This window comes from Streptomyces sp. NPDC005648 (assembly GCF_040605395.1).
GTDB lineage: Bacteria > Actinomycetota > Actinomycetes > Streptomycetales > Streptomycetaceae > Streptomyces.
This window is the reverse complement of the sequence record NZ_JBEXCS010000109.1, coordinates 1-12,211: the sequence shown is the minus strand read 5'-3', so window position 1 is coordinate 12,211 and position 12,211 is coordinate 1. Positions and strand designations below refer to the sequence as shown.

11 protein-coding genes are annotated in these 12,211 nt (G+C 71.2%); 10 read left to right on the top strand and 1 reads right to left on the bottom strand.

Annotated features, from left to right (window positions below):
- Positions 1-135: 135 nt before the first annotated feature.
- From ABZT17_RS39020 to gatB, 5 genes are all read left to right on the top strand, one after another.
- On the top strand, positions 136-2,373 hold the full coding sequence (locus tag ABZT17_RS39020; RefSeq protein WP_356356452.1) for an EAL domain-containing protein: 2,238 nt from the start codon (positions 136-138) through the stop codon (positions 2,371-2,373).
- Positions 2,374-2,484: 111 nt separating this feature from the next.
- Positions 2,485-2,781, top strand: a complete 297-nt coding sequence (gene gatC, locus ABZT17_RS39015; protein WP_007384860.1) for an Asp-tRNA(Asn)/Glu-tRNA(Gln) amidotransferase subunit GatC — start codon at positions 2,485-2,487, stop codon at positions 2,779-2,781.
- Positions 2,782-2,786: 5 nt separating this feature from the next.
- Positions 2,787-4,289, top strand: coding sequence for an Asp-tRNA(Asn)/Glu-tRNA(Gln) amidotransferase subunit GatA (gatA, locus tag ABZT17_RS39010; RefSeq protein ID WP_356356450.1), 1,503 nt, complete (start codon positions 2,787-2,789; stop codon positions 4,287-4,289).
- Positions 4,286-4,528, top strand: a complete 243-nt coding sequence (locus tag ABZT17_RS39005; RefSeq protein ID WP_356356448.1) for a hypothetical protein — start codon at positions 4,286-4,288, stop codon at positions 4,526-4,528. The genes gatA and ABZT17_RS39005 overlap by 4 nt, the downstream gene beginning before the upstream one ends.
- Positions 4,529-4,543: 15 nt before the next feature.
- Entirely contained in the window at positions 4,544-6,058 is a 1,515-nt protein-coding gene (gatB, locus tag ABZT17_RS39000) for an Asp-tRNA(Asn)/Glu-tRNA(Gln) amidotransferase subunit GatB (RefSeq protein ID WP_356356446.1), read from the top strand.
- Positions 6,059-6,112: 54 nt separating this feature from the next.
- Here the strand turns inward: gatB and ABZT17_RS38995 are convergent, their stop codons facing one another.
- Positions 6,113-6,910, bottom strand: coding sequence for a methyltransferase domain-containing protein (locus tag ABZT17_RS38995; protein ID WP_356356445.1), 798 nt, complete (start codon positions 6,908-6,910; stop codon positions 6,113-6,115).
- A 186-nt stretch (positions 6,911-7,096) separates the two neighbouring features.
- Here ABZT17_RS38995 and ABZT17_RS38990 point away from each other — a divergent pair, with 186 nt between their 5' ends.
- The 5 genes from ABZT17_RS38990 (at position 7,097) to ABZT17_RS38970 (ending at position 11,478) form a co-directional block, all read left to right on the top strand.
- The gene (locus ABZT17_RS38990) at positions 7,097-7,435 is read left to right on the top strand and encodes a hypothetical protein (RefSeq protein ID WP_356356443.1); all 339 of its coding nucleotides are present in this window, start codon (positions 7,097-7,099) and stop codon (positions 7,433-7,435) included.
- Between the two features lie 202 nt (positions 7,436-7,637).
- The gene (locus ABZT17_RS38985; protein WP_356356441.1) at positions 7,638-9,866 is read left to right on the top strand and encodes an MMPL family transporter; all 2,229 of its coding nucleotides are present in this window, start codon (positions 7,638-7,640) and stop codon (positions 9,864-9,866) included.
- Positions 9,844-10,416 (top strand): GNAT family protein, encoded by a 573-nt coding sequence (locus ABZT17_RS38980; protein ID WP_356356439.1) that lies wholly within the window; start codon positions 9,844-9,846, stop codon positions 10,414-10,416. Before ABZT17_RS38985 ends, ABZT17_RS38980 begins: the two co-directional genes overlap by 23 nt.
- Before the next feature lie 82 nt (positions 10,417-10,498).
- Positions 10,499-11,056: a hypothetical protein gene (locus ABZT17_RS38975; protein WP_356356437.1), complete on the top strand. Its 558-nt coding sequence runs from the start codon at positions 10,499-10,501 to the stop codon at positions 11,054-11,056.
- Positions 11,057-11,298: 242 nt separating this feature from the next.
- Complete coding sequence (locus tag ABZT17_RS38970; RefSeq protein WP_356356435.1) at positions 11,299-11,478, top strand: hypothetical protein; 180 nt, start codon at positions 11,299-11,301, stop codon at positions 11,476-11,478.
- The last annotated feature ends 733 nt before the right edge of the window (positions 11,479-12,211 follow it).

The window sequence follows — 12,211 nt, the reverse complement described above, 5'->3', positions numbered from 1 at the left end:
CCGTGCCCAGCTGCGGTTGGGGCATCCCCGTGCTCCTGGTGGGCAAGGGGAAGGGTTTTCCAACGCGGCGCCGTTGATGGATGTCGGGCATCGGGCCGCGTGGCGTGGGCACCGCCGGCTGTGAGAGGGACGGGAATGGAACCGACCGAGAGCGCCGCCCCGGACTCACGGCTGCGCCGGCTCCGGGTCACCGGCGCCTGGCGGACGAGCCGGTGGGCCGGGCGGTCCCCGGAGCGTCCGGGCGCGGAGGGGCGCGGCACCGGACAGTACACCGTGACGGACGTGCGTGGCGCTCCTCAGCTCACCACCGCACACACGTCCGCCCACCCGGACACCGACCACGACCGGCACCTGTCCTGGCCCGCCCTGCCCGCGGGGGTCGTCGGTGCGGCCGCCTTCGTCCTCGGCGCCGGGTTCTACCGGGCGTTCACCGGCACCCACGCGCTCTTCCCGTCCGGCACCGTCGGCTGGTCGCTCGCCGTACTGACCGGCATCATCGTCGGCCATCTGGTGATGCTCGGCCGCTCCCGCTGGTGGGGCGGCACGGGCTCGGGCGCCGCCCTCACCCTCGCCGTGCTGATGCTCTACGGCTGGGTGGCGGCCGGCATGGTCAGCCTCACCGTGGTCGTGCTGGTCGGCATAGCCCGGCGCAACCGCTGGCGGGCCGGCGTGCTGCAGGGCGCGGTGGACATCCTCGGTATCGGCGCCGGCGCCCTCGTGCTCGGCGCCTTCGGCCGGGTGCCGTCCGTCGAGACGCCCTGGAACCCCGACAGCTGGACGCTGTACACCGCCCCCGAGGTGGCCCTGGTCGCGGCCGCCTATCTCCTGGTCACCCGCACCCTGCTCTGGTACCTGCACGCCCCGCGCGGCGGACTGCCCACCGTGGCCCGTACCGCCCTGGTCAGACAGGGGCTGGTCGCGGTCGCGCTGCTCGGTATCGCCCCGCTGGTGTGCGTGGTCGCCGTCGCCCAGCCGGTGCTGCTGCCGCTGTTCTCCATCCCGCTGATCGCCCTCGACTCCACCCTGTGGATCGCCCGCGCCCGGGCCGAGGAGCAGCTGCGCGACCCGCTGACCGGGCTGCCCAACCGGCAGTGGCTGCTCGAACGCATCTGGACGGCCCTCGACGACGCCGAGCGGATCGGCGCCCGCTCCGCCCTGATGCTCATAGACCTCGACCGCTTCCGGTCCGTCAACGACACCCTCGGGCACCTCGCCGGCGACCGGCTGCTCCTCCAGATAGCCGACCGGCTGCGCGTGGCGCTGCCGCGCGGGGCGGAGGCCGCGCGGCTCGGCGGCGACGAGTTCGCCGTTTTACTGCCGGTCGCCGACTCCACCACCTCCGCGACCCGTATCGCCCGCGGCCTGGTCACCGCGCTCAGCTCCCCGCTCGACCTCGACGGACTCACCCTCGTCCTGGAGGCCAGTGCGGGCGTCGCCGTGTTCCCGGACCACGCGCTGGACGCGGAGGGGCTGCTGCGGCGGGCGGACGTGGCGATGTACCAGGCGAAGCGGGACCGTACGGGCGTCGAGGTGTACGAGTCCAAGCGGGACTCGAACACGCCGGACCGGCTCGGTCTGCTGGGTGACCTGCGGCGCGCGCTGGACGCGCACGAGGTGCAGCTGCACTACCAGCCCAAGGTCCGCTTCGACGGGCAGGTGGCCGGGCTGGAGGCGCTGGTGCGCTGGGTGCATCCCGAGCGCGGGAAGGTGCCGCCGGACGAGTTCATAGCGATCGCCGAGTCCTCGGGGCTGATGCCCCATCTCACGGAGTACGTGCTGGAGACGGCGCTCGGACAGGTGGCCGAGTGGCGGGCTCAGGGGCTGTATGTGCCGGTCGCCGTCAACGTCTCCCCGCGGGACGTGCACACTCCGGGCTTCGCGGGTTCTGTGGCGGCGCGGCTGGCCCGGCACGGGGTGCCGGCGGGGGCGCTCCAGCTGGAGATAACGGAACATGTGCTGCTGGAGGACCCGCAGCGGGCCGCGGACACCCTGGCGGGGCTGACCGGGCACGGCGTGAAGATGTCGCTGGACGACTTCGGGACGGGGTATTCGTCGCTGGTGCATCTGCGGCGACTGCCGGTGAGCGAGCTGAAGATCGACCGCTCGTTCGTGGCCCGCCTCGCGGTCGACACGGAGGACGCGGAGATCGTGCGGTGCACGGTGGATCTCGCGCACTCGCTGGGGCTGCTCGTCGTCGCGGAGGGCGTGGAGGACGACGAGACCTGGGAGCGGCTGAGGGATCTCGGGTGTGACGCCGTCCAGGGATGGCTGGTGGCGGCGGCGATGCCTCCCGAGGAGACCACCGCCTGGCTGCGCGCCCGTGGTTCGCGCGGCTGGCAGCGACCGCGCGCGGCCCTGCCGGCCGCGGAGTAGCGCGGGGCCCGGCGACCGCCCGGGGTGAAACCGTTTAACGGCCCGCCGCCCCTGCCCCCTAGGATTGGGGCCAGCCCCAAACCACACACACTCACCCCAGAGGAACGCTGCATGCCTGGCATCACGCGCGAGGAGGTCGCCCACCTCGCCCGGCTGGCGCGTCTGGAGCTGAAGCCCGAAGAGCTCGAACACTTCGCGGGACAGCTGGACGACATCATCGGCGCGGTCGCCCGCGTCAGCGAGGTCGCCGACCAAGACGTACCGCCGACCTCGCACCCGCTCCCGCTGACCAACGTCATGCGGGCGGACGAGGTCCGACCCTCGCTCACCCCCGAGCAGGCGCTGTCCGGCGCCCCGGCCCAGGAGCAGCAGCGTTTCAAGGTGCCGCAGATCCTGGGGGAGGACTGATCGCCATGACGGACCACGTCAACATCATCAAGCTCACCGCCGCCGAGACGGCCGCCAGGATCGCCTCCGGCGAGCTCACGGCCGTCCAGGTCACCGAGGCCCATCTGGCCCGTATCGAGGCCGTCGACGAGAAGGTGCACGCCTTCCTGTACGTCGACCGCGAGGGTGCGCTGGCCCAGGCGCGCGCCGTCGACGAGAAGCTGGCCAGGGGCGAGAAGCTCGGTCCTCTCGCGGGCGTCCCGCTCGCGCTGAAGGACATCTTCACCACCCAGGGCATCCCGACGACCGTCGGCTCCAAGATCCTGGAAGGGTGGATCCCGCCCTACGACGCCACCCTCACCAAGAAGCTCAAGGCCGCCGACGTCGTCATCCTCGGCAAGACCAACATGGACGAGTTCGCCATGGGGTCCAGCACCGAGAACAGCGCGTACGGCCCGACCGGCAACCCGTGGGACCTGACCAGGATCCCGGGTGGCTCCGGCGGTGGGTCGAGTGCGGCGCTCGCCTCCTTCCAGGCGCCCCTCGCCATCGGCACCGACACCGGCGGCTCCATCCGTCAGCCGGCCGCCGTCACCGGCACCGTGGGCGTGAAGCCGACGTACGGGGCGGTGTCCCGGTACGGCATGGTCGCGTTCTCGTCCTCCCTCGACCAGGGCGGGCCCTGCGCCCGTACGGTCCTGGACGCGGCGCTGCTCCACGAGGTCATCGCCGGTCATGACCCGCTCGACTCGACGTCCATCGACGCGCCGGTCCCGCCGGTCGTCGAGGCCGCCCGCAACGGCAGCGTCGAGGGCATGCGCGTCGGCGTCGTCAAGCAGTTCCGCGGCGAGGGCTACCAGGCCGGCGTCATCCAGCGCTTCGACGAGTCCGTGGCCCTCCTCAAGGAGCTGGGCGCCGAGATCGTCGAGCTGGACTGTCCGTCCTTCGACCTCGCGCTGTCGGCGTACTACCTGATCGCGCCCTCCGAGTGCTCCTCCAACCTCGCCCGCTTCGACGGCCTGCGCTACGGCCTGCGCAGCGGCGACGACGGCACGCACTCGGCCGAGGAGGTCACCTCCCTCACCCGCGCCGAGGGCTTCGGCCCCGAGGTCAAGCGCCGGATCATGCTCGGCACGTACGCGCTGAGCTCCGGCTACTACGACGCCTACTACGGTTCCGCCCAGAAGGTGCGCACGCTGATCACGCGCGACTTCGAGAAGGCCTTCGAGCAGGTCGACGTCATCGTCTCGCCGACCACGCCCACCACAGCCTTCCCGATCGGCGAGCGCGCCGACGACCCGATGGCGATGTACCTGGCCGACCTCTGCACCATCCCGACCAACCTCGCGGGCAACTCGGCCATGTCGCTGCCCTGCGGTCTCGCCCCGGAGGACAACCTCCCGGTCGGTCTCCAGATCATCGCCCCGGCGCTGAAGGACGACCGTCTGTACAAGGTCGGCGCAGCTGTCGAGGCCGCCTTCGTGGAAAAGTGGGGGCACCCGCTCCTCGAGGAGGCTCCGTCGCTGTGACCAAGGCACTCACCAAGGCTCAGGACTTCAAGAAGTCCAAGTCCGGTACGTACGTGTCCATCGCCACCACCGCCTTCGGCGCGCTCGGTGTCGCCAAGCGGATCAAGAAGGCCCGCGCGGAGCAGGACACGCTGCGACTGATCGACGCGACGGTCGCCGCCGTCGGCATCGTCACCGGCCTGGCCATCCTTTACCGCGAGCTGAAGCGGCTGGGCGACGACGACGTCCTGCTGGGCTGAGAGGGAAGTTTCACCGTGACCACCACGACCGACCTGGTGTCGTACGAGGACGCTCTCGCGTCGTACGACCCCGTCATGGGCCTTGAGGTCCATGTCGAACTCGGCACCAAGACCAAGATGTTCTGCGGCTGTTCGACCGAGCTCGGTCAGGACGCCAACACGCAGACCTGCCCCACCTGCCTCGGCCTGCCCGGCGCGCTCCCGGTCGTCAACGCGATCGGCATCGAGTCGGCCATCAAGATCGGTCTCGCGCTGAACTGCGAGATCGCCGAGTGGTGCCGTTTCGCCCGGAAGAACTACTTCTATCCGGACATGCCGAAGAACTTCCAGACCTCCCAGTACGACGAGCCGATCGCCTTCAACGGCTACCTCGACGTACAGCTGGAGGACGGCGAGACCTTCCGTGTGGAGATCGAGCGCGCCCACATGGAGGAGGACACCGGCAAGTCGACCCATGTGGGCGGCGCGACGGGCCGTATCCACGGCGCTTCGCACTCGCTCCTCGACTACAACCGCGCCGGCATCCCCCTCATCGAGATCGTCACCAAGCCGATCGAGGGCGCGGGCGAGCGGGCTCCCGAGGTCGCGCGGGCCTACGTCCGTGAGCTGCGCGAGGTCATCAGGGCGCTCGGCGTCTCCGAGGCCCGTATGGAGATGGGTCAGATGCGCTGCGACGTGAACCTGTCGCTGCGCCCGAACGGCACCGAGAAGTTCGGCACGCGCAGCGAGACCAAGAACGTCAACTCGCTTCGCTCCGTGGAGCGCGCGGCCCGCTTCGAGATCCAGCGGCATGCCGCGGTTCTCAGCGCCGGCGGCACCATCGTCCAGGAGACCCGCCACTTCCACGAGGACACGGGGTCGACGACCTCGGGCCGGGTGAAGGAGGAGGCCGAGGACTACCGGTACTTCCCGGAGCCGGACCTGGTCCCGGTCGCGCCGTCCCGTGAGTGGGTCGAGGAGATCCGGGCCGCGCTGCCCGAGCTGCCGCTGGTCCGCCGCAACCGCCTCCTCGCGGAGTGGGGCATCTCGGCCACCGAGATGCAGGCGATCCTCAACGCCGGTGCGCTGGACCTGATCGTCGCCACGATCGACGCCGGTGCCGACGCGGCCTCCGCCCGCAAGTGGTGGATGGGCGAACTGGCGCGCAGCGCCAACGAGTCGGGCAAGGCGCTCGACGAGCTGGCGATCACCCCGGCGCAGGTCGCCCGCGTCACCGAGCTGGTCTCGAAGGGCGACCTGAACGACAAGCTGGCCCGCCAGGTCATCGAGGGCGTTCTCGCCGGCGAGGGCACCCCCGACGAGGTCGTCGACAAGCGCGGTCTGAAGGTCGTCTCCGACGAGGGCGCCCTGACCACCGCCGTCGAGGAGGCCATCGCCGGCAACCCGGGTGTCGCCGACAAGATCCGCGGCGGCAAGGTGGCCGCGGCCGGCGCCCTGGTCGGCGCGGTCATGAAGGCGACCCGCGGTCAGGCCGACGCGGCCCGGGTCAAGGAGCTGATCCTGGAGAAGCTGGGCGTCAGCGAGGGCTGAGCCCCGGCACGCGGTACGGCCCCGGAGGGATGCCCTCCGGGGCCGTACCCGTGTTCACCTACGGCGTCCCACGACCCGTACGAATCCCAGTGCGCGGCCCTCGTCCGCCCGCACCATCTCGCCCACCCGGCGGGCCATCGTGCGGTGGAACTCCTCGGGGCTCTCCTCGGCGACCACCTCGCACCACAGCAGCCAGTCCCGCCAGCCGTCCGGCTGCCAGTCGGCCGCCTCGACCTCGACGGCCCCGCTGCGAGTCCAGTGGCGCCGCCACCAGTCGGCGGAGTGGAAGCACCAGTAGTCCGGCTCCCACCAGGGCTTGAGGTGCTCCGGCGGCTCGAGGCCCTCCGGCTCGGAGCGAAGCGCCGGTACGACGACCCCGATCCTTCCGCCGGGCTTCAACAGCCGTGTGAGGGTGGGCAGATAGAGGTCGTCGGTGCCGAAGTACTGGTACGCGTCGATGCTCACGATCGCGTCGAAGGACCCCTCGGCGAAGGGCAGGTCGTGCGCCTCGGCACGCACCGCCTGCACCCGGTCGGCGAAGCCCGCCTCGGCGATGCGCCGGGCGTTGTCGTCGGGCTCGATCCAGAGGTCGGCGGCGGTGACCTGGGCGTGGAACTCCCGGGCCAGGAAGATCGAGGTCATCGCGCGGCCGCAGCCCAGGTCGAGGACGCGCGCGCAGGGGCGCAGGGTGTCCAGGCCGAGGGCGGGGGCCAGCCACTCCAGCAGCCACAGGGCGTTGGGGCCCATCTGGTTGTCGACGGCCCAACGGGCGTCGTACTGGCTGCTGCGGGGGTGGGCGGGGTGGTTCAGACGGTCAGAAAGGTCGTCGTTCGGGGTCCTGATGCCGGACATCGCTGAACGGGCTCCTTGAGATCTTCGTAGTGGAAGTCGATGCGTAGGAGCTCGGTCGGACCTTCAAACAATGCACCCGCTTCGGTCGTCGGCGAGGAGCCGGTGACGGCTGACCAGCGGAAGCTAGCAGCTGTGCGGGTCGCACCGCAGCCGCTTTCCCTGGAGGACGCGCTACGCTCCCCGGCCATGAGCGGACGAGATGATTCCGAGATACGGGACGTCGAGGACGACATGGCTGACGACATGGACGACGACCTGGCCGACGACATGGACATCGCCTACGACGCCCGCCGGGCCCGCTGGACGGCCGGCGGCACCGGCACGCTGCTGACCCTCGCGGGGCTCGCCGCCTCGCTGATGAGGCTGACCGGGCCCGCCTCGGCGCTCGTACCCGGGGCCTACGCCTTCGGCGCCGCCGTCTGCGCGTGCGCCGCGGTCCTCGGCGCCCGGGGGCACACGCGCCGGGCCCTGTGGCTGCTGATCGTGGGGACGATGGTGATGGCGCTGGGGGACCAGTTCGACTGAGGTGACAGAGTCGCCGTTACTGTCCTGTGATCTGCCTCCCACTCCTGTGAATAAACCCACGAATGGCGTAAACGATCACTTCTGCCTGCAAACATGGTCCTCGCATTGCTCATGCGTTCTTTGCGGGCTGTTCATGTTGTGAACGACGTTCCACGACTGTTCCCGGTCAAAGATCCACAAATCGTCCCCCGGGAGCTAGTACGTGGCAGCCCTTGCACGCTGGTGTGTTCGGAACCGTCTCGTCTCGGTGCTGCTCTGGCTCCTCGCCTTCGGCGGGGTGACCGCGGCCGCCGCCGTCACCGGCTCGGCGTACTCCAACGACTACGAGGCCCCCGGCACCGAGTCCGGCGCCGCCACCCAGCTGCTGCGGGAGGGCTTCCCCGGGCTCGGCGGGGACAGCGACACGGTCGTCTGGCACACGAGCTCCGGCACGGTCCGCGCCGCCGCCGTGGAGCAGACGATGACCGAGACCCTGGAGAAGATCTCCGACCTGCCCGGCGTCGCCTCCGTGGCCGGCCCGTACGGCGACGACGGCTCGGCACAGATCAGCAAGGACGGGCACACCGCCTACGCCACGGTGACCTTCCGCGACCGGGCCGAGGACATCAAGAAGTCCGAGGCCGAGGCCGTCGTCAACACGGCGAAGGCGGCCGACGGCGACGGGCTCCAGGTGGAGCTGGGCGGCAGCGCCGTCGCGCTCACCGAGTCCAGCGGCGGGCATGTCGCCGAGATCGTCGGCGTGGTCGTCGCCGCGGTCGTGCTGTTCCTGGCCTTCGGGTCGCTCGCCGCGTCCGTGCTGCCCATCGCCACCGCCCTGGTGAGCGTGGGCACGGCGTACGCGGCGATCGTGCTGCTCGGCCACGCCATGACCGTCGCCGACTTCGCGCCCATGCTCGGCATGCTGATCGGGCTCGGCGTCGGCATCGACTACGCGCTCTTCATCGTCACCAGACACCGGCGCGGACTCAAACGGGGACTGTCCGTCACCGAGGCGGTCACCGGCGCGGTGGCCACGACGGGACGGGCCGTCGTCTTCGCGGGTGCCACCGTTTGCATCGCGCTGCTGGGGATGCTCATCCTGCGGCTCAGCTTCCTCAACGGCGTCGCGATCGCCGCCTCGCTGACGGTCGTCCTCACCGTGGCCGCCTCCGTCACCCTGCTGCCCGCCCTGCTCTCCTTCATCGGCATGCGCGCCCTGAGCCGGCGCGAACGGCGGCGGCTGGCCGAGCACGGTCCGCAGCCCGAGCTGCCGACCGGGTTCGCCCATCGCTGGTCGGCGTTCGTGGAACGCCACCCCAAGGTGCTCGGGATCGTCGCCCTGGCCGTCATGACCGTCCTCGCCCTGCCGACGCTCTCCCTCCACCTCGGCACCTCCGACCAGGGCAATGACCCCAGGACCTCGACCACCCGCCAGGCGTACGACCTGCTCGCCGACGGCTTCGGCCCCGGCGTCAACGGCCCGCTCACCCTCGTCACCCATGTCGACGGCGCCGAGGACAAACTCACCCTCGACAACCTCGACGCCACCATCCGCACCACCGAGGGCGTCGCCTCGGTCACCCCGGTCACCTACGACACCGGCGGCGACACCGCGTTCTTCACGATCGTCCCGGCCTCCGAGCCGCAGTCGCAGAAGACCAGCGACCTCGTCGACCGGCTCCGCCACGAGGTGCTGCCGCGCGCCGAGACCGGCACCTCCCTGGACATCCAGGTCGGCGGTGTGACGGCGTCGTACGACGATTTCGCCGCCGTGATCGTCGGCAAGCTGCCGCTGTTCGTGGGCGTGGTCATCGGCCTCGGCTGTCTGCTCCTGCTGCTCGCCTTCCGCTCGATCGGCATCCCCCTGAAGGCCGCCGCGATGAACATCGCCGCCGTCGCCGCCGCCTTCGGCGTCGTCGTGGCGATCTTCCAGTGGGGCTGGGGCAGCGAGCTGCTGGGCCTCGGCCGGGCCGGCCCCATCGAGCCCTTCCTCCCCGTGATCATGGTGTCGGTGCTCTTCGGACTCTCCATGGACTACCAGGTCTTCCTGGTCAGCCGGATGTACGAGGAGTGGCTGGAGACCGGCGACAACCGGCGGGCGGTGCGGGTGGGCCTCGCCGAGACCAGCCGGGTGATCAACTCCGCCGCGGTCATCATGATCTCGGTCTTCCTCGCCTTCGTCCTCAGCGGCGACCGGGTGATCGCCATGTTCGGGATCGCGCTGGCCTCCGCCGTCGCCCTGGACGCCTTCGTCCTGCGCACGCTCCTGGTCCCGGCCCTCATGCACCTGCTCGGCGGCGCCAACTGGTGGCTGCCGGCCTGGCTGGACCGCCGTATGCCCCGCATCAGCATCGAACCGCCCGAGTGCCGTGCCACCCATGAGAGGCTCACCGATGTCGTGGCGGAACTGGAGAAGGAGCAACGGGGCGATGTACGCGATATCCCTGGGTGACGACGGGGCCGAACTGCGCCCGCTGGAGCCCTGGCACGCCGAGGAGTTCCTGGCGAACCTGGAGCGCGGGCGGGAGTTCATCGGACAGTTCATCCCGTTCGGACAGAAGGCGGTCGACGTGCCCTCCGCACGCGAGACGCTGCAGCGCTACGCCGACATGCGCGCCGCCGACACGGGTTCGCTGCACGGCATCTGGCTGGACGGCAAGCTCGTCGGCGGTGTGCTCGCGCTGAACTTCGACGCGGAGCACGGCAACGGCGAGGTCGGCTGCTGGCTGGAGCCCGCCGCGACCGGGCGCGGGCTGATCACCCGGGCGATGCGGATACTGATCGACTGGGCGGTCGAGGAGCGCGGCATCCACCGCGTCGAGTGGATCGCCGCCTCGGGGAACGTGCCCAGTCTGAACGTCGCCCGGCGCCTCGGATTCACCCGCGACGGCGTGCACCGCGAGGCGTACCCCTATGGTGGGGTGCGGCACGACTCCGAGGTGTGGTCGATCCTGGCCCCCGAGTGGCGTGAAGCACGTGGGCGTGCCGCACACAATCAATAGCCGACCAACAGGCGGAGGCTCTGCCGATCGCTCCCCGCGATCTCTCAGAGACCTCTCATCCAGCGTCCGTACGGTGCGAGGTATGGGAACCACCAAGACTGATGACGAGGCCGTGACCGAGGCCACCGAAGTGAAGCCCGACGAGGAGACGGTGGACGCCACCGCGGCCGAGACCGAGGAGGAGGCGGCCGTCGAGGCCGACCTTGTCGAGAACGGCTCCGAGGGCGACGAGGAAGCCGCGACCGGCGTCGGGCAGGGCGCGGGTGCGATCGTCTCCGCGGCGCTCGGTGTCGTCTCGCTGACCGGCAGCTGGGTGGGGACCATCGCGTCCGCGCGCCAGTCGCTCATCGGCCAGCTCGGCGCGCAGACCTCGTCCTCCTCCAACATCAACAAACTGCTCAAGGAGGGCTACGGCGACGCCTGGCACGCCACCGCGCTGTGGGGCGGCGTCTTCGCGCTGCTCGCGCTGGTCGTCGGCGTCCTGGTCCTGGCGCGTCCCGCGTTCGGGGCGCCCGGCAAGCCGCAGGCCGCCTGGATCAAGTCGGTCTCCTGGGGCGGTGTGGCGCTGGGCGTCATCGGCCTCCTGCTGGCCGTCCTGAAGTACACCGACGTCCTGCTCGGACTGCCCTCCGCCGGCTGACCACCGCCGGCCGGATCACCGCAGGTCCTGAGGGGTCTTAGGCCCTCCGTAAGCACCTTACGGAGGGCCTAAGACCCCTCGCGTGCGTCTAAGGCCCCGGGCCCCGCGGAAGATGCGGAACTCTCCCGATGTGGCGCACCCCCCTCGGAGACGAAAGTGGAGTCATCGCAGGAAGCGAGACGACACCAACGGCCTCTCACCAGGGCCACGGGCCACGGGCCCCGAGGGACAAGGGACACACCATGTACGAGTTCGAGATCTCCCAGATCCGCTCCGCCGAACTGATCCGCCGCGCCGACGAGGAACGCCTGGCCCGCGAGGCCGCCCGCACCCGCCGCGCCGCCCGCCGCGAGGCCCGCCACGCGGCGGAGAACGAACCGCATAGTTTCAGCCTCCGCCGCCTGCGCTCCCGCGCCGCGTGAACGCGGCACCCCCGGAGGCCGGCCGAACGGGGGACAGCCGGCCTCCCCACCCCTCCACCACAGACCCGGCCCCCCACAACCGCCCCCACCGCACCTCCCCGCGGCGGGGGCGGCACCCTTGGGACGGGGCTCCCAGGGGCGGCGCCCGTGGGAGGGGGGCTCCCAGGGGCGGCTGCGGAAGGGGCCGGAACCGATGGATCGGCGTCCGTGGAGGGGGCGGGACCGATGGGTCGGGCGTCTGCGCAGGGGGCCGGGGCTGATGGGGCGGGCGTCTACGGGGGGCCGGAGTTGATGGATCGGGTGTCTGTGGAGGGGCGGGACCGATGGATCGGGCGTCTGTGGAGGGGGCGGAACTCGCAGGTCGGGCGTCTGCGCAGGGGGCCGGGGCTGATGGGTCGGGTGTCTGCGGAGGGGCGGGGCTGATGGGTCGGGCGTCTGCGGAGGGGCGGGACCGATGGGGCGGGCGTCTACGGGGGGACGGGGCTGATGGGGCGGGCGTCTAACAGAAGGGGCGGGGCTTGTGGAGAGGGTATTTTCGGGGGGACCGGCGCCTCGCGGCGCCGGTCCGCACCACCCGGTCCGTCCGGCGGCCGAGGGCGGGGGATTGCCGTCCCGAGCCGCCACCCGCCCGTGGGAGGCGGCACCTCTCGGCGCCGGTCCGCACAGCTCAGCCCGTCCGGCGTTTGAGGACGAGGCCCGTTCAGGGCCGATGCGGGGGTCTGGGGGCGGCAGC